This is a genomic window from Curtobacterium sp. 'Ferrero' (genome assembly GCF_002412165.1).
Lineage (GTDB): Bacteria > Actinomycetota > Actinomycetes > Actinomycetales > Microbacteriaceae > Curtobacterium.
Genome location: NZ_NXIA01000007.1, coordinates 116,347 through 141,558 on the forward strand (window position 1 = coordinate 116,347; position 25,212 = coordinate 141,558).

The following is a 25,212-nucleotide window of genomic DNA, read 5'->3' on the forward strand; positions in this document are numbered from 1 at the left end:
GGTGAGCGCTCACGGAGCGGTTCGCCCTGCAGACCGCTCCACGCGGAGCACCGACCCTGTTCCGCTCGGCCCGTCCCGATGGAGTGATGCCATGCCGATCCCCCCTGCAACACCCGCGTCGCGTCTGACACGCCGCGGTTTCCTCGCAGCCGGCGCCGCCGCGGCGACCGTCCTGCCCCTCGCCGCCTGTTCGAGCCCGCTCGCCGCCGGCCTGGCGGGCAGTGCACTGAACCCGGAGACCCTGGTCTTCTGGAACCTGTTCGGCGGCGGCGACGGCGTCCGCATGCAGGAGATGGAGGCCGGCTACGCGAAGCAGCACGGCGGTCCGTCCTCGCTGCAGGCGACGACGTTCGCCTGGGGCAACCCGTACTACTCGAAGGTGACGTTGGCCACCGTCGGCAACAAGCCGCCGGACGTGGCGATCGCCCACCTGACCCGGGCGAAGCCGCTCTGGGACGGCGACCTGCTCGACCCGATCACGAGCGACGACCTGGCGAGCGTCGGCCTCAGCGCCAGCGACTTCAACCAGAAGGCCTGGACGGCGCAGAAGACCGACGGGAAGAACATCTGCGTCCCGCTCGACACCCACCCGTTCGTGCTCTTTTACAACGTTGATGTGTGCCAGAAGGCCGGACTGATCGACAGCGACGGCAAGCTGAAGGACCTGTCCGGCATCGACGCGTTCGAGAGCGCGCTGGCTGCCGTCGCGAAGGTCACCGGCGGCACGGCCCTGAACGTCGCGAACGTCAGCGAGGTCGCGACCCCGTGGCGGTTCTTCTGGACGATGTACAACCAGATCGACGGGGCGACGCCGTTCATCAGCGACGGCGGCTCGAAGCTGACGGTCAACGAGGACGCCTACAACAAGGTCACCGACATGACCCAGAAGTGGGTGAAGAACGGCTGGCTCAACAAGGGGCTCGACTACGCGACCGCGCAGACGCTGATGTTCACCGGCAAGGCCGGGTTCTTCATGCAGGGCGAGTGGGAGATCAGCACGGCCCAGTCGATCAAGGGCCTGAAGTTCGGCATGGTCCCCGTGCCGCAGCTCTTCGACAAGCCCGCGGCGCAGGCCGACTCGCACACGTTCATCCTGCCGAGGAAGGACCGCACGCCCGAGCAGCGCAAGGCGCACATGCTCTTCATCAAGCAGATGCTCGAGCAGAGCCTGACCTGGGCCGAGGGTGGGCACGTGCCGGCGTACATGCCGACGTTCGACAGCGCGGCGTACAAGAAGCTCGAGCCGCAGTCGGACTACGCCTCGGCCGCCACGAACGCCGTGTTCGACGACCCGGCCTGGTACGGCGGTTCCGGTTCGACGTTCGAGAACACCGTGGGCGCGCAGCTCGCCCTCGTGCAGCAGGGCAGCAGCTCCCCCGCGCAGGCCCTGAGTGCGATCAAGGACCAGCTCGCCACCTACCTCAACACCCCGAGCCCGCTGTGACCGGGCGACCGATGACCGTGAACACCGCGCGAAAGGCACGATGACGTGACCGCAGCACCCGTTCTCACCCGTCCCACGGACGCGGCCGCCGTCACCCGGCAGTCCCGTCCCCGTACCCACTCGACGACGAGGGGGCAGGGCCGCAGTGGCTGGCTGTTCCTCGCCCCGTTCGGCGTGTTCTACATCGCGTTCCTGCTCGGACCGACGGTGTGGATGATCGTCACGAGCTTCTTCAACACCTCGACGGTGCGCACCGGGCTCGGCAGCTTCGCCGGGTTCGCGAACTACGCCGAGATGCTCGGCCGCGCCGACTTCTGGTCCTCGCTCTGGCACACCCTGCAGTTCACGCTCTACACGACGCCGCCGCTGGTCATCCTGGCGTTCGTGTTCGCCGTGCTGACGAACCGGATGAACCGCGGGCAGTGGTTCTTCCGCCTGGCGTTCTTCCTGCCGTTCATCCTGCCGTCGGCGACGATCTCGCTCATCTGGGTGTTCATCTTCACCCCGTCGACCGGGCTCTTCGCGTCGGTGCAGTCGCTGCTCGGGCTGACCCCGGGCGCGGGGGTCCTGGCGAGCCCGAACACGGCGATGATCGGCGTGGCGCTCGCGACCGTGTGGTGGACGCTCGGCTTCAACTTCGTGCTCTACCTCGCCGGCCTCCAGGAGATCCCGCGCGAGCTGTACGAGGCCGCGGCCGTCGACGGCGCGTCGAACTGGCAGCAGATCAAGTCGATCACGCTGCCGCTCCTCGGCCGCACGACGACCCTCGTGATCCTGCTGCAGATCATCGCGAGCCTGAAGATCTTCGACCAGGTGTACCTGATGACGAACGGCGGACCGGGCATCTCGACCCAGGTCTCGCTCCAGCTCATCACCGGCATCGGCTTCACGGACAACCGGCTCGGTGCCGCATCGGCAGCGTCGGTGCTCCTGTTCATCGTGATCGTCGCGATCGCGGTCATCCGGCAGCTCGTCGAACGCGCCGCCGCCAAGCGAGAGATCGGAGCCTGACATGACCGCGACCGAGAGCATCACGACCGGACGCCCCAAGCTCCGCACCGGGGTCTCCGCCGCCGCACCGTCGAACGCCGCGAGGATCGGCGTCTCGGGCAGGGGCTTCAACATCGTGGCCGCGGTGATCCTCACCGTGTTCGCGATCATCTGGCTGATCCCGAGCCTGTTCGCCCTGAAGACGTCGCTGTCGGACAACGGCGTCGCCGCACTCGGAGCGAACGCGATCCTGTCGAACTGGAACCCGACGCTGCACTCCTACGCCGCGCTCTTCCAGGCCGGCGACATCTGGAACTGGTACCTGGCGAGCGGCATCACGAGCCTCGTGACCACCGCGCTCACCGTGCTGTTCGCCTCGATGGCGGCGTTCGCGCTGTCCCGGCTGGTGTTCCGTGGCCGGAACGTCGCGTTCCTGCTCATCATCCTGGGCATCATGATCCCCACGCAGGTGCTGATCATCCCGATCTTCCAGGAGCTCAACGCGGTGAGCCTGCTGAACACCTACTGGTCGGTGATCTTCCCGCAGGTGCCGGCCGTGATCGCGGTGTTCATCTTCAAGCAGTTCTTCGACGGCATCCCGAAGGAGCTCGAGGAGGCCGCGCGCATCGACGGCGCGGGCATGTGGAAGATCTACTGGTCGGTCATCCTCCCGCTGTCCCGTCCCGTGATCGCGGCGGTGGCGATCCTGACGTTCGTCGGGGTCTGGAACAACCTGCTGCTGCCGCTGTTCGTGCTGTCGAACCCGGACCTCATGACGATCCCGGTCGGGCTCGCCACGGTCCAGGGCAGCTTCGGCCAGCGGTACGCCGACATCCAGGCCGGGGCGATCCTCGCGGCGCTGCCGCTGATCATCCTGTACCTGATCTTCCAGCGGCAGATCGTCGAGGGTGTGACGGGCTCCGGCCTCAAGGGCTGACGCCACGACGTGGCGGACTGGAGGCTCGGTGCCAGCTGGCACCGGGCCTCCCGTCCGTCACGGGTGCAGCACGCAACCGGCGGCCGATTCGCGCCCACCCTGCCGAATCGCTCGTCGGTCGCCGAATCGCTCATGGTGTGCCGAATCGCTCGTGGTCGGCCGGAAGTTCCTGCACCCTACGAGCGGAACGGCTTCCTACGTCGGTCGTGATGGGTCGGAAGGTCACGGCTCGGAACGGGCGCGCGCCCCCGAAGCGGGACTGGCACGGGTGTCCCGGCACCGGGCACGATGGCACCGTGGAACGCCGCCGCCTGCTCCGTGTCGTCGCCGTGCTCGGCTCCGTCGGCCTCGCGGCGGTCCTCACCGGCTGCACGCACGCCGACCCGGTGCCGAAGCCCCAGTACGGCGAGGCGTGGATCGACCGCATGACCGGCCTGATCAGCGACCCGGACGGACAGGGCGGGACGTCCGGACGGCTCGAGGTCAGCGATGACGATCCGCACGGCGCGCACGCAGCGGCGTACCTCGAGTCGATCGCGAGCGGCACCTACGACGTCGTCGGTGTCTGCAGGTCGACCGACTTCGTCGACCTCACGGTGCGCAGCTTCCGGAGCGGGACCGACCACGACGACGCGGAACACGAACCGGTGCTCGCCGCCGGCGCCATCACCTGCGGCGCCACCACCCGCCTGCACATCGTGGTCCCGCGGGGGTCCGGCGTCGACCTCGAGGCGTCGACCTCCGACCGGTCCGGACGGGGTCTCTGGGTGGCGTCGATCGTGCGGCCGGGGCACGGCGGCTGACCGACGACCACGGCCGGCAGCCCATGGCCGGCAGCCCGATCAGAGCGGCGCGACGCGCGAGCGGAGGAGGCAGAACTCGTTGCCCTCGGGGTCCTGCAGCACGTGCCACGACTCCGCCCCGGTCTGCCCGACGTCGGCGGGGCGGGCACCGAGCGCGAGCAGCCGTTCGAGTTCGGCGTCCTGGTCACGGTCGACCGGCGACAGGTCGACGTGCAGCCGGAGCGGCTGGGCCTTCGCGTGCTCGACGCGGGTGAGGATGATGGTCGGTGTGGCTCCCCCGAAGCCGGAGGCGGGACCGATCTCGATGCCGTCGTCGTCCTTGCCGAGTTCGACGTAGTCGAGCACCGCACACCAGAAGCGGGCGAGCGCCTCCGGGTCGTGGCAGTTGAGGACGATCTCGCGCAGTCGACAGCTCATGCCCGCACCGTACCCGGAGCGGTCAGGCGGGGACCGCCCTGCGGGCCTCGTGCTTCCAGAACCCGGAGAAGGTGATGCGCGACTTCGGCAGGCCCGCCCGGTGGAGGTGGCGGCGACCCTCGGTCGCGAGGGTCGACTCGCCCACCACGAAGGCGTACACACGGTCGTCGGCGGGGATCCACCGCTGCAGTTCGGCGAGCGCGGCGCGCCCGGCGACGGCGTGCGCGTCCACCTCGTCGCGGACGACCCAGGTCACGTCGACCCCGGCGGGCGTATCGAGAGGCCGGACGTCCGCCCGGGTCGGGACCTCCTGGACGATCCTCCCCACGGCATCACGGGGCAGCGACGCCGCGATGCCCACGACGCCGGGCAGACCGGTCTCCTCCGCGACGACCAGCACCGCGCTCGCGTCGTCCGGGCAGTCGAAGATGCAGCCCTGGTCGAGCAGCGCCAGTTCCTCACCGGGGACGACAGCGCAGGCCCACACCGCGGCACGCCCCTCGAGCGCCCCGCCGTCGTCGGTGTGCACGACGAAGTCGACGTCGATCTCGGCGCTGCCGTCCGGCATCGTCCGGTACGCGGCGATCGTGTAGTTCGCGCAGTGCGGCCGGACGTCCTCCGGGATCGCCAGGAACGTCGGCCACCAGCGGGTGCCGTCCAGGTCGGGCATGTGGAAGCGGGGCTGGTCGGGGCGTCGGACGAACAGGCGGAACCAGTGGTCGAACCCGAGGTACCGGAGCTCGTGGAGATCGTCGCCCGTGATCGTCACCCGCTGCATCGACGGTGAGACCCGGCCCGCCCGAACCACCCGCGCACGGAACAGTCGGGGGTTCTCGGGGAGGAGCCTCGGGGTCTTCGGCATGAGGCAAGGCTAACCTAAGATGGTCCGGATGCCAGCCCCCGTCCACGCTCCGTCACCCCGGGCCACCACTCCCCTCGCGCCACGGCCACCGCGAGCCGACGCCCTCGGCGCCCACCGCGCCGCCGTGCGTCGTCGGAGCGCCGTCGTGGGCTGCCTGGTCCTCGCGCTGCTCCTCGCGACCGCCGCGAGCCTGCTGCTCGGCAGCAACCGGATCGCTCCGGACCGGGTGCTCGCCGGACTGCTCGGCACGGGATCCGGGACCGACGCCGCGATCGTGTGGGGATCGCGGGTCCCCCGGACGGCGATCGGAGCGGCGGTCGGTGCGGCGCTCGGCGTGGCCGGACTCCTCATGCAGGGGCACACGAGGAACCCCCTCGCCGACCCCGGCCTGTTCGGGGTGTCGTCGGGAGCGGGACTGGCGGTCGTGCTCGGCGTGTACGTGTTCGGGATCACGAGCACCGGGGCGACGGTCTGGTTCGCGCTCGCCGGTGCGGTGGTGGCGAGCGTCGTGGTGTTCTCGGTCACGATCGCGGGCAGTGGGACGGCCAGCCCGGTGCCGCTCGCGCTCGCGGGGTCGGCGGTGTCCGCGTTGCTCGCCGCGGTGACGTCGTTCGTGGTACTGACCGACCAGGACTCGCTCGACGCCTACCGGCTGTGGGTCGTGGGATCGCTCGCGGCCAGGCAGCTCGACGTCCTCGCCGCGGTGTGGCCGTTCCTCGCGGCCGGGCTCGTGCTCGCCGTCCTGAACGTCCGCGCCCTGGACGCGCTCGGCCTCGGCACCGAGCTCGCGAAGGGACTCGGCGAGCACCTCGTCGCCGCCCGGATCGTCGGCCTCGGCGGCATCACCCTCCTCGCCGCCGGCGCGACGGCGGCCGCGGGACCGATCGGCTTCGTCGGCCTGACGGTGCCGCACGTGGCGCGGGCGCTGGTCGGTGCCGGCCACCGGTGGACCCTCCCCGTGTCGGCACTCCTCGGCGCGGTGCTCGTGCTCGTCGCGGACGTCGTCGGCAGGCTCGTGGGCGGGTTCTCCGAGGTGGAGGTCGGGATCGTGCTCGCGGTCCTGGGCGGACCCGTCTTCGTGTTCGTCGCCCGTCGCCGATCGCTGGTGTCGCTGTGAGCGCGGTCGACCCCGCGCACCGGCGGGACGTCGCGGTCGACCCCGCGCACCGGCGAGACGTCGCGGTCGACCCGGACCGCCGCGACGACGGAGCCGCCGACCACCGGGACGTCGCGCCCGCTCGCGCCACCCACCGCGGCGTCGTGGTCGGCCCCGTCGCCCTGGCCTGGCGGCCCCGCGTGTTCTGGACCACGGCCGCCGCACTCGTCGCGACGGCCGTGCTCGTCGTGCTCGGCGTGGCCGTCGGTTCGACGTGGATCGCCCCGGACACCGTGGTCCGATCGCTCCTCGGGGCGGGCAGCGGACCCGAGGCGTTCATCGTGCAGACCCTGCGCCTGCCCCGGGTCCTGACCGGAGCCCTCGTCGGCCTGACGCTCGGTGTCGCCGGCGCCCTCACGCAGACCGTGACGCGGAACCCCCTCGGCACGCCCGACATCATCGGCGTGACCTCGGGCGCGAGCGTCGGTGCGGTGGCGGCGATCGTGCTCGGCGGCGGGTCGTACTCGGTGTCCGCCGCGGTGCTCGGCGCCGGGATCCCGGTGGCCGCGACGATCGGGGCGCTCGTGGCGGCGGCGCTCGTGTACGGCCTGGGGTGGCGCGGCGGCGTCCAGGCCCACCGTCTCGTGCTCGTGGGCATCGGGGTCGGCGCGACGCTCGACGCCCTCACGAGCTACCTGCTCGTCCGCGCGAAGATCACGGCCGCGGCCGCCGCGTCCCAGTGGCTCGTCGGCAGCCTGTCGAGCACGTCGTGGTCGAGCGTGTGGCCGCTGCTGCTCGTCGCCGCCGTGGCGGTCCCGCTCGCGCTCGCGACGAGTGCGGCGCTCGCTGTCGGTCAGCTCGGGGACGAGGTCGCGACGGGTGTCGGGCTGGCGGTGCACCGGCACCGGACGCTCGTGGTCGGGCTCGCGGTGGTGCTCACCGCCGCCGCGGTCGCCGCGGCCGGACCGGTCGGCTTCGTGGCGTTCGTCGTCCCCCAGATCGGACTCCGGCTGGCCGGGACGAACCGACCGCCGCTGCTCCTGGCCGGCTCGCTCGGTGCCGCGCTGGTGCTCGCGGCGGACCTGCTCGGCCGTGCTGTGTTCCCGTGGCAGGTCCCGGTCGGGATCGTGACCACGGTGATCGGTGCGCCGTACCTGATCTGGCTCCTCGTCCGTCACCGCAGGGAGATGTCCCGATGACCCCCACCCCGCCGACCACCCCCGTGCTCGAGGCCAGGCGACTCGCCGTCGGCTACGACCGCCACCCCGTGCTCGCCGACCTCGACCTCCGCATCGAGCGCGGCACCGTCACGACGTTCCTCGGGGCGAACGGCTGCGGCAAGTCCACGCTGCTGAAGGCCCTCGGCCGCGTGCTCCGACCCCAGAGCGGCGAGGTCCTGCTGGACGGGGAACCGATCCGTCGCCGGCCCGGGCGCGCGGTGGCGAGGCGGCTCGCGATCCTGCCGCAGTCCCCCGTCGCCCCGGCGGGCACCAGCGTGCTCGACCTGGTGCTGCGCGGGCGGAACCCGCACCAGTCCTGGGCGCGGCCGTGGACGGCGGAGGACGCGGCAGTGGCCGAGCAGGCGATCGCGGCCACGGGACTCACGGCGGTGGCGCACCGCGACGTCGCGAGCCTGTCGGGCGGGCAGCGGCAGCGCGCGTGGATCGCGCTCGTCGTCGCCCAGCAGGCCGAGACCCTGCTGCTCGACGAGCCGACGACCTACCTCGACCTGGCCCACCAGCTCGACGTGCTCCGGCTCGTCCGTCGGCTGAACCGCGAGCACGGGTCCACGGTGGTGATGGTCCTGCACGACCTGTCCCTCGCGGCCCGGTACTCGGACCGGCTCGTGGTGCTGCACGACGGCGGGGTCGCCGCGGACGGCGCGCCCGCGGACGTTCTCACCCCGGCGCTCCTCGAGCGGGCGTTCGGCCTGCACGCCCGCGTCGTCCCCGATCCGGTCACGGGAACGCCGATGGTGGTACCGGAGGAACGTGACGACGACCCGCACGCCGACCTGGACGAACCCGACGACACGCACGCCGGTGCCGACGAACCCGAGCCGACGCGCACGCCGACGCACACGTCCGCCTGAACGACCTCGCATCCTCCGCCGACTTAGGTTAGCCTCTCCTAACATGAACGCTCTCCGTCGTGGTCCCGTCCGGACCGCCCTCGTGACCGCCGTCGCCGTCGCCGCCCTCCTGCTCTCCGGCTGCTCCGGATCGGGAGGCTCGGCCCCGGACGGCGACGCGTCCGGCGGTGCCGCGACGGCCGACACGGCGTGGACCTACCGGGATGCCACGGGCACCACCGTCCGCGTGGACCACCGACCGGAGCGCGTCGTCGTCCTCAACGACATCGCCATCTCGTTCATCGAGTACGGTCTGCGCCCGGTCGGCACCTTCGGGCAGCTCACCATGGCGAAGGACGCACGGTTCGACGACCTCGACACGGACGGCATCACCCAGCTCGGCACCGGCTACGGCGACATCGACCTCGAACAGCTCGCCGCCCTGCAGCCGGACCTGGTCGTCACGTCCGTGTACCCGACGGACGCGAAGGGCACGATCGACGAGAGCCAGCCGGCGTACGGCTTCAAGGACACCGACCAGCAGGCCCAGGTCGAGAAGATCGCCCCGGTCGCGCAGGTCGAGTGGGGCGGGAAGGGCGAGGACGTCATCGAGCACATCGCCGACCTCGCGGAGTCCCTGGGCGCCCGGCAGTCCACCGTGGAGCGCGCCGAGCAGCGCTTCGACGCCGCATCCGACCGGCTCGGGCAGGTCGCCGAGGACTCCGACCTGTCGGTCGTCTCGATGTACGCGGACGGTGACGGCGTCTACGTCACCCGGCCGTCCGACGAGCCGACCCTGCAGATGTACACGTCGTTCGGCGTCGACTTCGTGGACCCGAAGCCCAAGGGCTACTACTGGGGCGTCTACTCCTGGGAGAACGCGGGCCAGGTCACGGGTGACGTGATCCTGCTCTCCCAGCAGGGGTACCAGGTCGCTGACCTCGAGAAGCAGCCGACCTTCGCCGACGAACCGGCACTCGTCGCCGGCCAGGTGCACAGCTGGACGTTCCCGGCGCTCGACTACGCCTCGCAGGCCGACTACATGACGAAGCTGGCGGGGTGGCTGGAGGACAGCCGCAAGCTGTCCTGACCGTCGGACGGGAGGCCCGTGGCGGCGCCGCCACGGGCCTCCCGTCCGTCGTCAGCCCGCCGGCCAGGCGGCGTTCACCGCCTCCTGCGCCTGTCGCCACACCGTCGCCCGCGCACCCGCGTAGGTCCCGCCCTGCCCGTTCCCGAAGTGGCGGAGGTTCGCCGTCCCGCCGTCGGTGTTGCCCTGCCAGTAGGCGGTGACCACCCGTGTCGTCCCGCCGATCAGCCAGATCTGGTCCGCTGCGTCCGTCGTGCCGGTCTTGCCGAACAGCGTCGCGCCGTCCGCGGTCCGCCCGCCTGTCGCCGTGCCGCCGTGGAACGCGCCCTGCATGACTGCGAACGCCGTGGCCGCGACGGTCGGCGACAGCACCTGCCGGCACGATCGCGGCTGGCCGCCGAGCTGGGTGCCGCTCCGGTCCGTCACCTGGTCGACGACCACCGGGTCACACCGCACGCCGCCGTTCGCGACCGCCGTGTAGGCGGACGCCATGGTGAGCGGCGCGATACTCTCGGTGCCGAGGATCGTCGCGGGATTCGCCGGCACCTGCCCACCCGTGGCGAGGTGCACGCCGAGCCGTGTCGCGACGTCGCGGATGTCGCAGAGGTCGAGCTGCGACGCCATCGACACGTAGGCGGCGTTCACCGACTGCGCCGTCGCCTGCCGGACCGAGTACGGCCCGGTCTGCCCCGGTGAGTCGTTCTTCGGCCCGTACGGGGCGACGATCGTCCGCCCGCACTGCGTCCACGTCCGCTGGGTGTGCCGCGTCCCGTCCACGACGGCGTCCGGGCTGCGTCCTGCCTCGAGCCACGCCAGCAGCGTGAACATCTTGTACGTGGACCCCGGTTGGAAGCCCCGGGCGTCGCCGGACGCCTCGTCGACGGAGTAGTTCAGCGACGTCGATCCTCGTGGCGCACCGGCGGACCGGTCGTAGGTGCTGTTCTGCGCCATCGTGAGGACCCGACCGGTGGCGGCCTCGACGGAGTCGAACACGGACCCGAGCGCGAAGCCCGGCTCGGTGGCGGGGTCGTACCGGTCGAGCAACGCCTTCTGCTGACGGTTCCGGTCGAGGTCGAGCGTCGTCTGCACCCGGTAGCCGCCGGTGCGCCACGCGGCGTCCCGTTCGGCCTGCGTCGCGCCGAGCTGCGGCAGCGACCGCACGGTACGGACCGCGAAGTCGCAGAAGTACTCGGCGCCGGGCTCCACGGCGCGGCAGCCCTGCTGCGGCGCGGTCAGGTGCACGGTCCGGGCCGGCGTCGTCGCGAGCGCCGTCCGCAGTTCGGCGGCGGTGAGGTGGCCCTGTTCGTGCATCGCACGGAGGATGACGTCACGCCGGGCGACGTTGTCGACGTAGTGGTCCGGTGTCGACAGGTCGCGACGCTCCGGCCACTGGACGATCGCGATGAGCGAGGACGCCTCGGCAGGGGTCAGGTCGGTGGCGTCCTTGCCGTAGTAGTGCTGCGCCGCGGCCTGCACGCCGTACGTCTCGTCGCCGAAGTAGGCGATGTTCAGGTAGGCGGCGAGGATCTCCTGCTTGGAGTACCGCTTCGCGAGGCCGATCGCGAGCTTGATCTCCTCGAGCTTCCGCTGGGGCGTCCGTGCGGTCGCGTCCGCGACGGCGGCCTCGGCCTCGTCCGGAGGCAGCTGCGACGCCTGCTCGATCTTGATGTTGCGGACGAGCTGCATCGTGAGGGTCGACCCACCGGAACCGCCCTTGCCGTGCGCCGCGACCACGCTCACGAGCGAGCGCACGAGGGACTGCGCGTCGACGCCCCCGTGCTCCCAGAAGCGCTTGTCCTCGCCGTCGACGGCCGCGTGCCGCAGCGTCGGGCTGATGCGGTCGAGGGGCAGCTGCTCGCGGTTCCGGTCGAACACGTCGACCAGGTGCACGGGTTCGCCGCCGCGGTACGCCCAGACCTCGTTCCGCGCCGGGAGGTCGCCGATCTCGATGTACTCCGGCAGCGACGCGAAGGTGTCGATCGCCGACGAGGTGCCGAAGCCCGCCAGGGCGATCGCCGGGGTCACCCCCACCCCGACCAGTAATCCGGCGAGCACGCTCCCGCCGATGAAGCCAGCCACGGCCCCGGTGACACGTCCGAACGTCATGCTCTTCCCCCTCGTGCACCGTGACCGGTGCGTCGCTCCGCACGCTGGCAGCGCCGGTCGGACGGTCGCCGGGACTTCCCGGGGGAACCCCGGGGTGGGGGCTGGGAGACCGCCGAGTCGGTACGGATCGTTACCGACGGGCGGACGGGAGGCCCGTGGCGGCGCCGCCTCGCGACCCACGACCGCCGGCGCGGCGCGGTGGCGAGCGCACTGCGGTCAGGCGGTCCGCAGGGCGGCGATGCCCGCCCGCGTCGCCGCGGCGACGAGCGCGTCCGACGGGGCGGCGTCCGGGTCGTCGGTCCGGGTCGTGACGACGACCACGAGCGGATCACCGCCGGCAGGGGTCACGATCCCGATGTCGTTCCGCACGCCGCGCTCGCCCGTGCCGGTCTTGTCCGCCACCTCCCACCCGGACGGCACCCCGGCACGGATCGTGGCGTCACCCGTGGTGTTCGCCGCCATCGTGCTGCGGAGCAGGGCCCGTGCGGCCGGTGACAGCACGTCGCCGAGCAGCACCGCGCGGAGGTCGGCGGCGAACTGCAGCGGGGTGGTGGTGTCCCTCGGGTCGCCGGGCACCGCCGTGTTGAGGTCGGGCTCGACGCGGTCGACGCGCGTGACCCGGTCCCCGGTGGAGCGCAACCACCGCTGCACCGCCGCCGGTCCGCCGAGGCGCTCCACGAGGAGGTTCGCGGCCGTGTTGTCGCTGTACCGGAGGGCCGCGTCGACGAGCTCACGGACGGTCATGCCGGTGTCGAGGTGTCGTTCGGTGACCGGTGCGTACGCGAGCAGGTCCGAGCGGTCGAAGTGCACGACGGCGTCGAGGTCCGCCGTGCTGGAGCGGTCGAGCACCGCGGCGGCGATGAACACCTTGTTCGTCGACGCGAACGGGAACCGCTCGTCGGCCCGGTACTGCACGCTCGTGCCGTCGCGCGGGTCGAGCACGACGAGCCCGAGGCGGGCCCGGAACCGCTGCTCGAGGGCGGCGAAGGCGGCTGCGCTCGATGCTGCGGTGGAGGGCTGTGCACTGGAGCGCTGTGCTGTGGACGGCGGCGCTGCGGTCGGTGGGTGCACTCCGCTGCACCCGGTGAGCCCGCACGCCAGGGCGACCGAGAGTGCCAGTGTCGTCGTCGTCCGTGCACGCATGGGGTCGACCCTGCCGGACGGACCCGCGGCTAGCCTGGGCGCGTGACCGTCCGCCTGACCCCCCTGGACCCGACCGGCGAGGACCGGACCGCCCTCGTGGCGTTCCTGACGAGCGAGACGTTCCCGTTCCACGTGCGACGGACGATCAGCCCCGCGGACGCCGAGCGGGGCGTCGACGACGGGAACTGGCGGGACGACGACCACGAGTCGTTCTGGCTCGACGACGACCACGCACGGATCGGTCTGGTGCGACTCGAGGACCTGTCCGACCCGGTCCCGCTCTTCGACCTGCGGCTCGCCGGCGCGTACCGCGGACGCGGGCTCGCCGTGGGCGCGCTCCGCGCGGTCACCGACCACGTCTTCCGGACCCTGCCGTCGGTGACGCGGTTCGAGGGGCAGACCCGCGAGGACAACGTCCCGATGCGCCGGACGTTCCTCCGGGCCGGGTGGGTGAAGGAGGCGCACTACCGCGAGGCGTGGCCGGTCGACGGCGAGGCGGCGGTCGCGTCGGTCGGGTACGGGATCCTCCGGCGTGACTGGGAGTCCGGCACCACGACGCCCGTGCCGTGGGACGACGACCACGGCGGGGCCGGCTGAGGGTCGGGAGGCACGCTCCCGACCCAATCGCCGCGCGACCGCAGCGCGCGCCCGATCAGACCGCGGCGCGTCCGCCGTCGACGGGCAGGACCGCGCCGTGCACGAACGCCGCGCCGGTGGCGAGGAAGACGATGGCCTCGGCGATCTCGTCGGCGGTGCCCGGGCGACCCGCGGGGCCCGCGGCGGCGAGCTGCTCGAGGCCCTCCCCCATCGCGGCGGTGCCCTCGGTGCGGGTCGGCCCCGGGCTGACCGCGTTGACGCGGACGCCGGACGGACCGAACTCGGCGGCCCACGACTTGGTGAGCAGGACGAGCGCGGCCTTGGTCGAACCGTAGAGCCCCATGCCGGCGGCACCGAACTCCGCGACCATCGTGGTGACGTTCACGATCGCGCCCGTGCCGCGTTCCGCCATGCCGGGGGCGAGGGCGGCGACGAGGAAGTACGGAGCCTTGACGTTGGTGTCGTAGACCTCGTCGAAGCCCTCGGGCGTCGTGGTGGCCGTCGGGCCGAACGGGAAGATGCCGGCGCTGTTGACGAGCACGTCGACGCTCCCGCCGCCGAGTCGCAGCGCCTCGGCGGCGAGGGCCTGGGCGTCGGCGGCGTCGCGCAGGTCGGCCCGGACGAAGTCGGCGGTGCCCCCGGCTGCGCGGATGCCCCGGACGACCTCCTCGCCCCGCTCGGTGCTGCGTCCGGAGACGACGACGTGCAGCCCGCGGGCCGCGAGCTGCTCGGCGGTGGCGCGGCCGATGCCGCTGGTGGATCCGGTGACGAGTGCGGTGGAGGTCATGGCGATGTCCTGTCTGAACAGATCGGTTCGGTTACGAGCGCTGGTAACTGTACAGGTCGGTGCAGTAAAGTCAAACCATGCCGGACATCACGTCGAACCGGTCCACCACAGACCGCAGCTCCCGGGCCCGTACCTCCGAGGACCACACCTCGGAGGCCCGCACGTCCCCGGGCCGGAGCGTGCGGACCCGGCGACGACCGGCGTACGAACGGGCGGTCGCCACCGCCGACCGGTTGTTCTACGAGCAGGGCATCCACGCCGTGGGCGTCGACCAGGTGGCAGCGGAGGCGGACATCTCGAAGGCGAGCCTCTACACGCACTTCCGGACGAAGGACGACCTGGTGCTCGGCTACCTGCGCGGGCGGAGTGCGGCGTGGCAGGCGCACGTCGCGACCGAGTTGCCCGCACGGGGCGCCACGCCGCGCGACCGCGTGCTCGCCGTGTTCGACCTGCTCGGCGAGTGGTTCGAGGAGCCCGGGTACCGCGGCTGCCCCTTCATCAACGTCGAGGCCGAGTACGGTCCCGGCCATCCCACCCACGACGTGACCCTCGAGCACCGCGACTGGGTCCGGCGACTCTTCGAGGACCTGCTCACGCAGGCGGGCGACGACGCCGCCGTGACCACCGCACTCGAGCTCTGCCTGCTCTACGACGGCGCGATGGCGAGCGCCCAGGCCGACCCGACCCGCCCCTGGGCCGTCGCAGCGCGTCGGGCCGCCGCCCGCCTGGTCTGACGGTGACCGGACCGCGCCCGGACGCCGGTGCCGAGTGGCGTCCACCGCACCGGACGCACCTGGCGCAGACGCTCGGGCGGCTGCAGCACGGACGACTCGACCCCGTCCACCGCGTGTCCGACCTCGTCGCCTGGCGGACGGTCCGGACGCCGGACGGCCGCACCGCGACACTCCGCGTGCAGGCGGCGGGCGGTGCCCTGCTGGCCGAGGCCTGGGGTGCCGCAGCCGAGTCCGCCGTCGCCGACGCCCCGGACCTGCTCGGCGGCCGCGACGACCCGACCGGGTTCGTGCCGGGCCACCCGGTCCTGGAGCGCGCACACCGCCGCTTCCCCGGGCTCCGCATCGCCCGCACCGGTGACGTCCTCGGAGCGCTGGTCGGGGCGACGCTCGAGCAGCGCGTGACCGGCGAGGAGGCCGTCCGCGCCTGGCAGGTCCTGCACCGGGCGCTCGGCGATCCGGCCCCGGGCCCTGCTCCCGCGGGGATGGTCACGCCGCCGTCGCCGCGCGCGTGGCAGGCCGCCCCGGAAGCGCTCTGGCGTCGGGCCGGGGTCGACGGGCGGCGCGTGGCCACCGTCCGGACAACCGCGAGCCGGGCCGACGCGCTCGCCCGACTGCTCGACCGCGACGCGGCATCGGCCGGGGAGGCGCTGCGCTCCCTGCCGGGCGTCGGTGCGTGGACGGCCGCCGAGGTGCGTCAGCGGGCGTTCGGCGACGCCGACGCGGTCTCGGTGGGCGACTTCCACCTCGCCGCCGTGGTCGGACACGTCCTCGCCGGACGACGTTTCACGGACGCGGAACTCGTGCCGTTCCTCGAGCCGTGGCGGCCGCACCGGTACCGGGTCGCCCGCCTCCTGTACGCCTCGGGCTGGGAGACGGCGCCGCCGACCGCCCCGAAGCGGCCCCGCTCACCGCGACCCTGACGGCACCGACGCGTCCGGGACGCGGCGGATCCGCTGCGGCGCCGGCGCGTCCGGTCCGGTCGGTCAGTCGTTCTCGACCTCGAAGTCCCACTGCGCCACGGTGTGCCGACCGTCGGGCGCCCAGCGGAGGACGCCTTCGCCGACCTTCATGACGGTGCGCAGCTCGAACGTCGCCCGCTGCCCGGGCGCGAGGGTGCTCGGCGGACCGGCGTGCCCCGCCACCGGTTCGAGCCGGTAGACGTTGCCGAGCTGGTCGATCGTGGTCAGGTCGGTGAGGGCGATCGGCACCCGTCCGGTCGCGTGCCGGAGCGAGACCGTCCACGTGCACGTCGTGGTCTCGCCCTGGTGCGGGAGCCCCTCGCCGGGCACGACCGGACCGGTGACGGTGGCGAGCACGGTGTCGCCGCCCGCCAGGTGCACCCGCACGGTGTCACCCTCGGAGGTCAGGGCGGGGCGAGCCGCGGTGCCGTCGAGCAGACCGTCCGTGTCCGCCGGGATCGTCGCGAGGTACGAGGGCATCCCACCGTAGGTGTTCGCCACGCTCGGCTGGTGGTCCGCGGTGCACCCGGCCAGGACGGCCGCCAGGACCGGCACGACGAGGAGGGCACACCCCCGGGAGGCGACCCGCTCGGATCGCCTCCCGGAGGTGCTGAGGGAACGGGTCATCGTCGCCAGGACGACGCGTTGTTGAACACGTCGCGACCGAACGGCGCGAGGCCCGGCTGGCCGGCGAAGCCGAGGTGACCCCGCCCGTCGACGCCGTCGGACACGGTCCCACCGGGGATCCGGTCGTGGTCGCGTCCGCGGCCGACCTGGAAGACGTCCTCCATGGTCCGCAGCCAGCTGTAGTGGTTGTAGTAGGTCGTCGACACGGTGCCGGGCTTGATCAGCGGGCTGATCAGGACGCTGCCGGTGTCGCCGCCGCCGGGGGTGGCGTCGGTGGCGTCGTACAGCGGGTCGGCGGTCTGCCCGGTGCTGAGGAACCCGGGTGCGCCCTCGGCGCTCAGCGTCAGGCTCGAGACCGGACCGGTCGGCGTGACCGGGTCGCCGGAGGCGTCGAGCAGCTGGAACGAGCCGTTGACCACCGAGCCGGACGACGTCGACGGGTACTGCGGACCGGTGTCGCTGACGGCGCCGACGAACGTGTCCGCCGGGATCGGGCTGGTGCCGCCGGGGCCGGTCTTGTCCACGGTGTCGGTGACGCCGCGCCCGGTGTCGTCGGCGACGATCGACTGGTCGAGCACGTAGCTCGACGCGGCACTCGCGGCCACGGTGTCGGTCCGGGCTCCCGGGGTGTTCCCGGAACCACCGCGGACGATGCCCGGCACGCAGTTCGCCGGCACCTTGGTCGGCGACGTCTGGGTGCACGCCGGCGGTCGGTCGATGAAGGCGTTGTCGCCCGGGCCCGGGTAGAGCTGGTTGCCGGCGGAGTCGGTGCCGAGCGTCGAGTTCGGACCGGTCGGTTCGGTCGCGACGTTCCGGCCGTACAGGTTCTCACCGGCACGGTCGGACACCAGGCCGCTCGACTTGTCGGGCCGGTCGGAGAGGGTCGGGCCGTAGGCGTTCGCGTTGTTGAAGCTGTTGCCCGAGTAGGTGAACGGCGGGTTGGCCTCGTCGAAGGTGACATCGATGAGTCCGCCGTCCTTGAAGGCGGCCGAGCGCTCGATCATCGGGATGTAGTACTTGAGGAACAGGTCGGAGGCGTAGAGGCCGCCGGTGTGGTTCTTCGGGGTGGTCGACTCCGGCGCGGGCGTGCCGTGCTGGTAGACGGGCTGCCCCGAGGCGGTGAACGACCCCGACAGGTTGTTGCCCTTGCAGACGGCGTCGTGCGCGTCGCTGCAGTTGTTCGGCGTGATCCAGCTGAAGGCCGGGGTCGTGCGCTCGTCCTGCAGGTCGCGGAACAGGCCGTTCTGCGCGGAGTCGAGGTTGGCGATGTGCGCCGCGTCGCAGTCGTTCCCGCCCTGGACCGGCTTCGTGAGCGCGGGGACCGTGCCGTGGGCGGTCTTCGTCCCGGTCATGCCCTCGAACCACGGGAACGGGAAGTGCTTGGCGACGTACTGGTCGTTCGCCTGAGCACCCGTGAAGCTCGTCACGCCGGACGGGGCCGGGTGGTCGGCGGTCGGGGTCATGTACGTGGGGTTCGTCGCCGGGTCGTTGTCGGACGTCCCCGGTCCGCCGCACACCGCGTCCTCACGCCCGGGCTGGTTCCCGAGGTCCTGTGCGTAGCCCTTCCACGTCTTGCCGGCGGCGTCGAGCTGGTTGAACAGCGTCGGGGTCTTGTGCGGGTAGGTGCACCCGTTCTGCCCGTCCGGGGCGTTCGCTCCGCTCGTTTGGGCGGCGTTCGCGAGCGACTTCACCTGCCCGGCGTTCGCCCCCGACCGCACGATGCTGCGGTCGGACCCGAACTGCGAGTCGACGACGTTGCAGTCGGACTGGGTGTCCTGCTGCGGACCCTGCCCCGACACCATGGAGATGTAGTTGTCCATGCTGTAGTGCCCGGTGCCGTAGTAGTTCTTCAGCAGGACGCCCTGGCTGGGCAGGGTCTTCCAGAGGTAGCTGTTCTGGTTGAGTCCCGTGAACGTCGCGTCGTAGGACTTGTTCTCGAGGATGATCAGCCAGACGTGCTTGATCTGCCCGGGGCGCAGCCCGGTCGAGGTGATCGTGGTGCCGCGGTGCGCGGCATCGGCGGAGGCGGCGGTGGTCCCGACAGTGGCCAGGCCGCCGGCGAGGAGACTCGCCGCGGCGGCGAGCGCCAGCGCTCGTCGCCGACGCTTGAGGATGCCCAAGAGCTTCATGAGAACGGTCTACCGCCGCGCGCGCCCCCGGATGGGGGACAGCAGGTGAACGTGCGTTGAGGATGCACACAGCCACCCGCCGGACGGGAGGCACGGGGCGGGCCCGCACCGCGCCTCCCGTCCGGTGGGGCGCGGCAGCGCCGACCACGGCAGGATGGTGCCGCACCGAGGAAACGGGAGGACCGAGACCATGCACCTGACGATCGCCCCCTACTCGTCGACGGACCGCGCGGCGGTCGTCTCCGTGATGGTCGGCACCGGCATGTTCGCCGACGAGGACGCGGCGTTCCTCGAGGACGTGCTCGACCAGCACGCGGGGGCCGACGGCGACGGGAGCCGGTGCCTGGTCGCACGGGTCGACGACGCGGTCGTCGGCGCCGCGCTGGCCCGGGCGGAGGAGGCGACGGACCGTGTCTGGGACCTCACGATGATCGGGGTCCGCCCCGACCGGCAGCGCGACGGCGTCGGCGTCGCGCTCATGCGTGCGGTGGAGGCCGCCCTGGCGGACGCAGCGCGGCTGGTCGTGGTCCGGACGTCGTCCACCGCGCAGTTCGCGGGAGCCCGCGGCTTCTACGACCGTCTCGGGTACGACGAGGTGGCGCGGGTCGCCGACTACTGGACCGACGGCGACGACCTCGTGGTGTTCCGACGTGACCTGCGCGACCGTCGGGACGCACCGGTCGGGGGACGTGGCTGAGGAAGCCCTCCGAGTCGTTGCACTCGGTGCATCGATGCACCTAGTGTTCAGTCCGTGACCCTCGCTCCCGACCGCCGCGCCGCTCTCAAGGCGAAGCACCGTGCCGCGATCGTGCGTGCCGCGAGGGGTCTGATCGACGAACGCGGCGGCCGCGACTTCAGCGTCGACGACCTGGCCGCCCGGGCGGACGTCGCCCGTCGGACCGTCTTCAACCACTTCGCCTCCCTCGACGAGGTCCTGCTCACCGTGTGCGAGGAAGAGCTGTCGGTGATCATCGACCGGTTCCTGGCGGACATGGCGAAGACGCCGGTGGGCGACGGCAGCAGGTCGTCGATGTTCGACGAGCTCGAGAGCGCAGCACGTGGGGCCGACCTGGCACCCGCCATCGCGAGCATGTACCGGATCCTCGGGGAGCCGGGCAAGGCCGACCCGAAGGCCGCCGTCCTGACGCAGACGGCGTTCTCGCGGGTGACGGAGCGCCTCCGCGACGAGGTCACGCGGCGGTACCCGTCCGCCGACGCACTCGACGCCGCCCTGCTCGTCGAGTCGCTCATGAGCGGCATCGTCGTCATCGCGGACCACTGGCTGCAGCAGTACGGCGAACGGCCCGGCGCGGTCGTCGACGACGAGTCCCGTGCCGCGTGGGACGCGCTGTTGAGCCGACTGGTCCACAGCGTCCGCAGCGGCTACATGCCCACCGACTGACCGCACCTCCTCCGAACCCGGGGTCCACCGGCGCACCCCGCACCCGCAGCACCGACAACGAAAGGAACGGGGCAACCGCATGGCCGGCCTCCTCTACCGACTCGGACGATTCTCCGCCCGACGTCACTGGCTCGTGATCGTCGCCTGGGTCGTGATCCTCGGCATCGCCGGGGTCACGTACAGCCTGTTCGCCGGATCGATCTCGTCGTCGATCACCATCCCCGGCACCAAGACCAGCCAGGTGCAGGACGAGCTGGCGAAGAAGTTCCCGTCCGCCAACGGCGGGACCGGCACCATCGTCTTCACCACGAAGGACGGCAAGGCGTTCTCCGACCAGCAGGAGTCGGACGTCCAGGACTTCCTGAAGAGCCTGGAGCAGCTCGACGGGGTGAAGGGCATCACCGACGGGTTCGCCACCCAGCAGCGTCTGGACGAGAGCCGCCAGAAGATCGCGGACGGCAAGGACCAGCTCGCGCAGCAGGAGCAGACGCTCTCCTCGTCGCAGAGCAAGATCGACGCCGGCAAGCAGCAGATCGCGGCCGCGCAGGACCAGATCGACCAGCAGAAGCAGCAGGCGTCGCAGCTCACCAGTGCCGCGCAGCAGGCCGCGCAGCAGCAGATCGACGCCGCCCAGCAGCAGCTCGACGCCAAGCAGCAGCAGCTCGACGCGTCGCAGCAGCAGCTCGACTCGGGCAAGCAGCAGCTCGCCGATGCGAAGGACGAGCTCGACCAGAACGCCCGACTGCTCGACCTGTCGAAGGGCATCCGCTTCGTGTCGTCGAACGGCTCGACGGTGATCGGCACGGTGCAGTTCACCAAGTCGACGTACGAGGTCCCGCAGTCGACGAAGCAGGCCATCTCGGACAAGGCCGACTCGGCGGACATCAGCGGAGTCGACGTCTACGTCTCGAACGACATCTCGCAGGGCGTGCCGTCCATCCTCGGGCCCGGCGAGATCATCGGTGTGATCATCGCCGCGATCGTGCTGTTCCTCATGCTCCGCACGGTCGTCGGCGCGGCGATCCCGCTCGTGTCCGCCGTCCTCGGGGTCGGGGTCGCGTCGCTCGCCGCGCTGTCGTTCTCGAGCCTCGTGGAGTTCATCTCGGTCACGCCGGTCCTGGGGGTGATGCTGGGCCTGGCGGTCGGCATCGACTACTCGCTGTTCATCCTGAACCGACACCGGACGCAGCTCAAGGCCGGCATGGGCGTGCACGAGTCGATCGGCCTGGCGAACGGCACGTCCGGCAACGCCGTCGTGTTCGCCGGCACCACCGTCATCGTCGCGCTCCTCGCCCTGAACATCACCGGGATCCCGTTCCTCGGGCTGATGGGGACCGTGGGCGCCGTCGCGGTGTTCTTCGCGATCCTCATCGCGACGTCGTTCACGCCGGCGCTGCTGTCGCTGCTCGGCCTGCGCATCCTCCGCCGCGGGGAGCGCGAGCGCATCGGCAACACCGACTCGGTCCGGGTGCCGAACGCGCCGATGTCGACCTGGCGCGCCGTCATCACCCTCGTCGCCGGCATCGCGGTGCTCGGCACGATCGCCCTGCCGGCCACGCAGATGCGTCTCGGCCTGCCGTCCGGTTCGTCCGAGGCGACCGACTCCGCCCAGTACAAGGCGTACAAGACGCTCGAGAAGGAGTTCGGTGCCGGCCAGAACGGCCCGCTGCTCGTCGTGGCCGACCTGCCGAAGGCCGTCAGCAAGGACGACGTCACCGCGACCGAGGTCACCATCGGCGAGGCGATCGAGAAGAACTCGGACGTCAAGGCCGTCCTGCCGATCGGCGCCTCCGACGACCGCGACATCATCGCGTTCCAGGTGAAGCCGGCCGGAGGACCGGACAGCGTCTCGACGGAGCAGCTCGTCAAGGACCTCCGTGCGCAGGACGTCTCGGTCGACGGCGGCACGGCGACGCTCGGCGTGGCGGGCAACGCGTCCGCGAACATCGACGTCTCCGAGAAGCTCTCGAACGTGCTGCCGCTCTACCTCGCGGTCGTGGTCGGCCTGTCACTGATCATCCTGATCATCGTGTTCCGGTCGTTCCTCGTCCCGATCACCGCGACCGCCGGGTTCATCCTGTCCGTCCTCGCGTCGTTCGGCGGCCTGACGGCGATCTACCAGTTCGGCTGGCTCGGGTCGGTGTTCGGGGTGCACGACCCGGCCCCGATCCTGAGCTTCCTGCCCATCATCGAGATCGGGATCCTGTTCGGGCTCGCGATGGACTACCAGCTGTTCCTGGTGTCGGGCATGCGCGAGGCGTACGCCCACGGCGCCTCGGCGAAGGTGGCGGTCCAGCGGGGCCTGCACGCCGGACGGGCGGTGGTCACGGCAGCGGCGATCATCATGATCTCGGTGTTCGCGGGCTTCATCTTCTCGGACTCGTCGACCATCAAGCCGATCGGCTTCGGACTCGCGTTCGGCGTGCTCCTCGACGCGTTCGTGGTCCGCATGCTGCTCATCCCGGCCGCCATGCACCTGCTCGGTCGGAGCGCGTGGTGGTTCCCGAAGTGGCTCGACCGCATCGTGCCGGACGTCGACGTGGAGGGCGCGAAGCTCGAGCGGTCGCACCCGACCGGTGATCGTGGCGACGACGCGGTGCACCACGGGTCGCACGCGGCGTCGGTGGAGCCGGACGCGAACCCGCACGAGGGGCACGCCCCGACCCACCGCGCGTAGCGCCCGTCGCACCCCGAGGAGGCGCGGTGCCGGTCCCCGTGACCGGCACCGCGCCTCCTGTGCGTCCGCGGGCGTGGGCTCGGTGGCCGAATCGCTCGTGGGTGGCCGAATCGCTCGTGGGTGACCGAATCGCTCGTGGGTGACCGAATCGCTCGTGGGTGACCGAATCGCTCGTAGGCAGTCGTTCGGGACGACCTCCTACGAGCGATCCGGCTTCCTACGTCAGGCGTGATGGGTCCGAACGCACACCGCAGCCCCGCACCCGCACTCGCACTCGCACCCGGCCCGCACCCGCACTCGCAACCGCACCCGCACCCGCACCCGCACCCGCACCCGCACCCGCACCCGCACCCGCACCCGCACCCGACGATCGTTCGCACACGAACGGTAGGGTGCACCCATGACCGAGACCGACGTCGACCCCCTCACCCTCGACCGGCAGCTCTGCTTCGCACTCGCCGCCACGAGCCGCACCGTGATCGCCCTCTACCGCGACCTGCTGGAGCCGATGGGTCTGACGCACCCGCAGTACCTCGTGATGCTCGCCCTCTGGGAGCGCGAGCCACGGTCGGTCCGCGAGATCGCCGACGAGCTCCGCCTCGACTCCCCGACGCTCAGCCCCCTGCTCAAGCGCCTGGAGGCCTCGGGCTACGTCCGCCGGGCCCGCAGCAGCAGCGACGAACGACAGCTCGAGGTCTCCCTCACCACGGCGGGCCGAGCACTCCGCGACCGCGCCGAGCAGGTCCCGCTCGCGGTCACCGACCGGCTCGGCTGGCCGCTGCCACGTCTCGAGGCACTGAAGGACGAGCTCACGGCGCTGCTCGACCGTGCCGACACGATCTGACCGAGTCTCCGTGACGGCATCATCCGACGGCCGCTCCGCGCGGATCCGACCCTCCACTCTGGCACCCGCACACCCTTCGTGGCAGAATGGTTCGTGCACGAACGAAAGGACCGAAGTTGGGACGACTCGGACGCTGGTACCAGAAGTGGAACACCACGCTCATCGAGAAGATGGGCCCGTCGCAGATCGGCGCCGGCCACCCCGAGGGCATCGACGACCGCACGGTGGACCGCCCCTGCCCGATCTGCGGCCAGCCCCTCTCCCTGCACCAGGTCATCCGTCCCGAGGGTCAGGTCCGTTCGTCGACCCTCGTGTGCCCCACCCGCTGACGATCTCCTGCGAGACGGAATTGCACCGGGCAACAGGTGGTTCAACGGACACGTGAAGCTCTTCGAACCCGCCGACTTCGGCGCACTGCACCTCAGCAACCGCATCGTCATGGCACCGCTCACCCGCACCCGCGCCGGTGAGCACGGCATCCCGAACGACCTGCTCGTCGAGCACTACCGTCAGCGTGCCGGCATGGGCATGATCATCACCGAGGGCACCTGGCCCGTCCAGGAGGGCCGCTCCTACCCCGGCCAGCCCGGCATCGAGACCGACGAGCAGATCGCCGGTTGGCGCCGCGTCACCGACGCCGTGCACGCCGAGGGCGGCACCATCGTCATGCAGCTCATGCACGGCGGCCGCGTCTCCCACACGGCCATCTCGGACACGCCGCGCATCGTCGGTCCGAGCGCGATCGCCGCCCCCGGCCAGACGCACCTCCCCGACGGCACGAAGGCCGACATGCCCGTCCCGCACGAGCTGACGACCGACGAGGTCCGCGAGGCCGTCCAGGGCTTCGTGCAGGCCGCCCGCAACGCGATCGCCGCCGGACTCGACGGTGTCGAGGTGCACGGCGCGAACGGCTACCTCGTGCACGAGTTCCTCTCGCCCGTCTCGAACACCCGCACCGACGAGTACGGCGGCTCCCCGGAGAACCGCGCACGCTTCGCCGTCGAGGTCACCACCGCCATCGCCGAGGCGATCGGCGCTGACCGCGTCGGCATCCGGCTGTCGCCGCAGCACAACATCCAGGGCGTCCTCGAGGAGGACGACGCCGACGTCCGCGCGACCTACACCGCCGTCGCGGAGGGGCTCGCGCCGCTCGGCCTCGCCTTCGTCGACGTCCTGAACGCCGAGCCGGGCAGCGAGCTCGTGCAGCACATCCGCCGCACCGTTGGTGCCCCGTTCGTCGCGAACTCGGGCTTCTCGTCGATGACCGCCCGCGACGAGGCGGTCAGCCTCCTCGACGCCGACCTCGCCGACGCTGTCGCCGTGGGTCGCGCGGCCATCGCGAACCCGGACCTCGCCGACCGCTGGGAGCAGGACGCGCCGCTCAACGAGCCGCGGCCGGAGCTCTTCTACGGTGCGAGCGCCGAGGGCTACACCGACTACCCGACGCTGGCCGACTCGCGGGCGGCCGTCGCGTAGTCGACGCGCCCCGGAACGGACGGG

The 25,212-nt window shown here is 71.8% G+C and carries 24 protein-coding genes; 17 read left to right on the top strand and 7 right to left on the bottom strand.

All coding sequences use genetic code 11. The features are described from left to right. The first annotated feature begins 91 nt into the window (after nucleotides 1-91). The 4 genes from Csp2054_RS08580 to Csp2054_RS08595 all read left to right on the top strand — a co-directional run bounded on the left by Csp2054_RS08580 (nucleotide 92) and on the right by Csp2054_RS08595 (nucleotide 4,174). Nucleotides 92-1,444, top strand: coding sequence for an extracellular solute-binding protein (locus tag Csp2054_RS08580; protein ID WP_096898886.1), 1,353 nt, complete (start codon nucleotides 92-94; stop codon nucleotides 1,442-1,444). 45 nt (nucleotides 1,445-1,489) lie between these two features. Beyond that, on the top strand, nucleotides 1,490-2,455 hold the full coding sequence (locus Csp2054_RS08585; RefSeq protein ID WP_096898887.1) for a carbohydrate ABC transporter permease: 966 nt from the start codon (nucleotides 1,490-1,492) through the stop codon (nucleotides 2,453-2,455). 1 nt (nucleotide 2,456) lies between these two features. Continuing rightward, nucleotides 2,457-3,371 (top strand): carbohydrate ABC transporter permease, encoded by a 915-nt coding sequence (locus Csp2054_RS08590; protein ID WP_096898888.1) that lies wholly within the window; start codon nucleotides 2,457-2,459, stop codon nucleotides 3,369-3,371. 296 nt (nucleotides 3,372-3,667) lie between these two features. After that, entirely contained in the window at nucleotides 3,668-4,174 is a 507-nt protein-coding gene (locus Csp2054_RS08595; RefSeq protein ID WP_141399188.1) for a hypothetical protein, read from the top strand. A 39-nt stretch (nucleotides 4,175-4,213) separates the two neighbouring features. On the opposite strand, the gene Csp2054_RS08600 is transcribed toward Csp2054_RS08595, so the two are convergent. Together Csp2054_RS08600 and Csp2054_RS08605 are read right to left on the bottom strand one after the other, a co-directional pair. Next, on the bottom strand, nucleotides 4,214-4,591 hold the full coding sequence (locus Csp2054_RS08600; protein WP_096898890.1) for a VOC family protein: 378 nt from the start codon (nucleotides 4,589-4,591) through the stop codon (nucleotides 4,214-4,216). Nucleotides 4,592-4,613: 22 nt separating this feature from the next. Next, a complete protein-coding gene (locus tag Csp2054_RS08605) occupies nucleotides 4,614-5,453 on the bottom strand; it encodes a siderophore-interacting protein (RefSeq protein ID WP_096898891.1) in 840 nt (279 codons plus the stop codon). A gap of 28 nt (nucleotides 5,454-5,481) precedes the next feature. On the opposite strand from Csp2054_RS08605, the gene Csp2054_RS08610 reads away from it, so the two are divergent. From Csp2054_RS08610 to Csp2054_RS08625, 4 genes are read left to right on the top strand one after another with little or no spacing between them, the layout of a single operon-like run. Then, nucleotides 5,482-6,570 (top strand): FecCD family ABC transporter permease, encoded by a 1,089-nt coding sequence (locus Csp2054_RS08610; protein WP_096898892.1) that lies wholly within the window; start codon nucleotides 5,482-5,484, stop codon nucleotides 6,568-6,570. Next, complete coding sequence (locus Csp2054_RS08615; protein WP_217990892.1) at nucleotides 6,567-7,748, top strand: FecCD family ABC transporter permease; 1,182 nt, start codon at nucleotides 6,567-6,569, stop codon at nucleotides 7,746-7,748. Before Csp2054_RS08610 ends, Csp2054_RS08615 begins: the two co-directional genes overlap by 4 nt. Next, nucleotides 7,745-8,641, top strand: a complete 897-nt coding sequence (locus Csp2054_RS08620; protein WP_096898893.1) for an ABC transporter ATP-binding protein — start codon at nucleotides 7,745-7,747, stop codon at nucleotides 8,639-8,641. Before Csp2054_RS08615 ends, Csp2054_RS08620 begins: the two co-directional genes overlap by 4 nt. 43 nt (nucleotides 8,642-8,684) lie before the next feature. Next, entirely contained in the window at nucleotides 8,685-9,710 is a 1,026-nt protein-coding gene (locus Csp2054_RS08625) for an ABC transporter substrate-binding protein (protein WP_096898894.1), read from the top strand. Between the two features lie 51 nt (nucleotides 9,711-9,761). Here Csp2054_RS08625 and Csp2054_RS08630 read toward each other — a convergent pair whose 3' ends face one another. Both Csp2054_RS08630 and bla read right to left on the bottom strand, forming a co-directional pair. Continuing rightward, nucleotides 9,762-11,813 carry a transglycosylase domain-containing protein gene (locus Csp2054_RS08630; protein WP_255252673.1) on the bottom strand — a complete coding sequence of 684 codons (2,052 nt, stop codon included), beginning with the start codon at nucleotides 11,811-11,813 and terminating at the stop codon, nucleotides 9,762-9,764. A gap of 216 nt (nucleotides 11,814-12,029) precedes the next feature. Beyond that, nucleotides 12,030-12,956, bottom strand: coding sequence for a class A beta-lactamase (gene bla, locus Csp2054_RS08635; protein WP_096898895.1), 927 nt, complete (start codon nucleotides 12,954-12,956; stop codon nucleotides 12,030-12,032). A 42-nt stretch (nucleotides 12,957-12,998) separates the two neighbouring features. Here bla and Csp2054_RS08640 point away from each other — a divergent pair, with 42 nt between their 5' ends. Continuing rightward, nucleotides 12,999-13,553 (top strand): GNAT family N-acetyltransferase, encoded by a 555-nt coding sequence (locus Csp2054_RS08640; RefSeq protein ID WP_096898896.1) that lies wholly within the window; start codon nucleotides 12,999-13,001, stop codon nucleotides 13,551-13,553. Nucleotides 13,554-13,608: 55 nt separating this feature from the next. Here the strand turns inward: Csp2054_RS08640 and Csp2054_RS08645 are convergent, their stop codons facing one another. Further along, nucleotides 13,609-14,340: an SDR family NAD(P)-dependent oxidoreductase gene (locus Csp2054_RS08645; protein ID WP_096898897.1), complete on the bottom strand. Its 732-nt coding sequence runs from the start codon at nucleotides 14,338-14,340 to the stop codon at nucleotides 13,609-13,611. A gap of 77 nt (nucleotides 14,341-14,417) precedes the next feature. Between Csp2054_RS08645 and Csp2054_RS08650 the strand changes: the two genes are divergently transcribed. Both Csp2054_RS08650 and Csp2054_RS08655 read left to right on the top strand, forming a co-directional pair. Further along, nucleotides 14,418-15,074 carry a TetR/AcrR family transcriptional regulator gene (locus Csp2054_RS08650; protein ID WP_096898898.1) on the top strand — a complete coding sequence of 219 codons (657 nt, stop codon included), beginning with the start codon at nucleotides 14,418-14,420 and terminating at the stop codon, nucleotides 15,072-15,074. A gap of 2 nt (nucleotides 15,075-15,076) precedes the next feature. Continuing rightward, nucleotides 15,077-15,994, top strand: coding sequence for a DNA-3-methyladenine glycosylase family protein (locus Csp2054_RS08655; RefSeq protein ID WP_217990893.1), 918 nt, complete (start codon nucleotides 15,077-15,079; stop codon nucleotides 15,992-15,994). A gap of 63 nt (nucleotides 15,995-16,057) precedes the next feature. Here the strand turns inward: Csp2054_RS08655 and Csp2054_RS18385 are convergent, their stop codons facing one another. Next, a complete protein-coding gene (locus Csp2054_RS18385) occupies nucleotides 16,058-16,660 on the bottom strand; it encodes a hypothetical protein (RefSeq protein ID WP_217990894.1) in 603 nt (200 codons plus the stop codon). Beyond that, entirely contained in the window at nucleotides 16,657-18,789 is a 2,133-nt protein-coding gene (locus Csp2054_RS08660; protein ID WP_217990895.1) for an alkaline phosphatase family protein, read from the bottom strand. Before Csp2054_RS08660 ends, Csp2054_RS18385 begins: the two co-directional genes overlap by 4 nt. A gap of 190 nt (nucleotides 18,790-18,979) precedes the next feature. On the opposite strand from Csp2054_RS08660, the gene Csp2054_RS08665 reads away from it, so the two are divergent. The 6 genes from Csp2054_RS08665 to Csp2054_RS08695 all read left to right on the top strand — a co-directional run bounded on the left by Csp2054_RS08665 (nucleotide 18,980) and on the right by Csp2054_RS08695 (nucleotide 25,188). Continuing rightward, entirely contained in the window at nucleotides 18,980-19,486 is a 507-nt protein-coding gene (locus Csp2054_RS08665) for a GNAT family N-acetyltransferase (protein WP_141399189.1), read from the top strand. A gap of 54 nt (nucleotides 19,487-19,540) precedes the next feature. Further along, nucleotides 19,541-20,191, top strand: a complete 651-nt coding sequence (locus Csp2054_RS08670) for a TetR/AcrR family transcriptional regulator (protein ID WP_176491625.1) — start codon at nucleotides 19,541-19,543, stop codon at nucleotides 20,189-20,191. 79 nt (nucleotides 20,192-20,270) lie between these two features. Then, nucleotides 20,271-22,868 carry an MMPL family transporter gene (locus Csp2054_RS08675; protein WP_096898901.1) on the top strand — a complete coding sequence of 866 codons (2,598 nt, stop codon included), beginning with the start codon at nucleotides 20,271-20,273 and terminating at the stop codon, nucleotides 22,866-22,868. A 400-nt stretch (nucleotides 22,869-23,268) separates the two neighbouring features. Further along, a complete protein-coding gene (locus Csp2054_RS08685) occupies nucleotides 23,269-23,712 on the top strand; it encodes a MarR family winged helix-turn-helix transcriptional regulator (protein ID WP_096898902.1) in 444 nt (147 codons plus the stop codon). 116 nt (nucleotides 23,713-23,828) lie between these two features. After that, entirely contained in the window at nucleotides 23,829-24,041 is a 213-nt protein-coding gene (locus Csp2054_RS08690) for a hypothetical protein (protein WP_176491626.1), read from the top strand. Nucleotides 24,042-24,093: 52 nt separating this feature from the next. Beyond that, entirely contained in the window at nucleotides 24,094-25,188 is a 1,095-nt protein-coding gene (locus tag Csp2054_RS08695) for an alkene reductase (RefSeq protein WP_096898904.1), read from the top strand. Nucleotides 25,189-25,212: the final 24 nt, after the last annotated feature.